We start from the raw sequence: 678 nt of genomic DNA on the forward strand, positions 1-678 counted from the left end.
CTGGGTGGTCTGTGACGGCGGCGGCGATCCCTATACGCGCGGGCGGGCCCGTGTCGACTACCCGCTCGAGAGCGAGTCTCTCGTCGCTACCGAGGGGATCCACGGCGGCAGCTTGCGGACCTCGAGCGTTCGGTTCTGTCTCGACCGCATCAGAACGATTCGGGCCGAAGAGGACGTCGATACCCTCCTTCTCGGCGCCGATACCGAGGGGGAAGCTGGCTACTCGGGCCGGTCCGGAGTCCGCCTGCGGACGACCGAGGCGGTTCACGGCCTCGAATGCACGCTCTCTGCGGAGACCGAGGCGACTAGAGCCTACTTGACCGACGACGAGGGAAGCGTGCTGTCCGAGCGGTCGGTCGCCGACCTCGAGGCGGATGAGACGTTCGTGTTCGATGTCGGCCTCGCGGCCGACGAGGCCTACTGGGTGGTCTGCGACGGGGGCGGCGATCCCTATACGCGCGGGCGAGCCCGTGTCGACTACCCGCTCGAGAGCGAGTTCCTCGTCGCTACCGAGGGAATTCACGGCGGCAGCCTGCGGACCTCGAACGTTCGGTTCTGTCTCGACGGCATCCGGACGACTGCGGCGGACGAGAGCGTCGATACGCTCGGTCTCGGGAGCGATACCGAGGGGGAAGCTGGCTACTCGGGCCGGTCCGGAGTCCGCCTGCGGACGACCGA

1 pseudogene is annotated in these 678 nt (G+C 68.1%); it reads left to right on the forward strand.

Annotation, left to right across the window (positions count from 1 at the left end):
- Nucleotides 1-678: pseudogene (locus CV102_RS26345) on the forward strand (hypothetical protein); the annotation flags it as partial.

The sequence above is a fragment of the Natronococcus pandeyae genome, from assembly GCF_008122205.1.
GTDB classification, from domain to species: domain Archaea; phylum Halobacteriota; class Halobacteria; order Halobacteriales; family Natrialbaceae; genus Natronococcus; species Natronococcus pandeyae.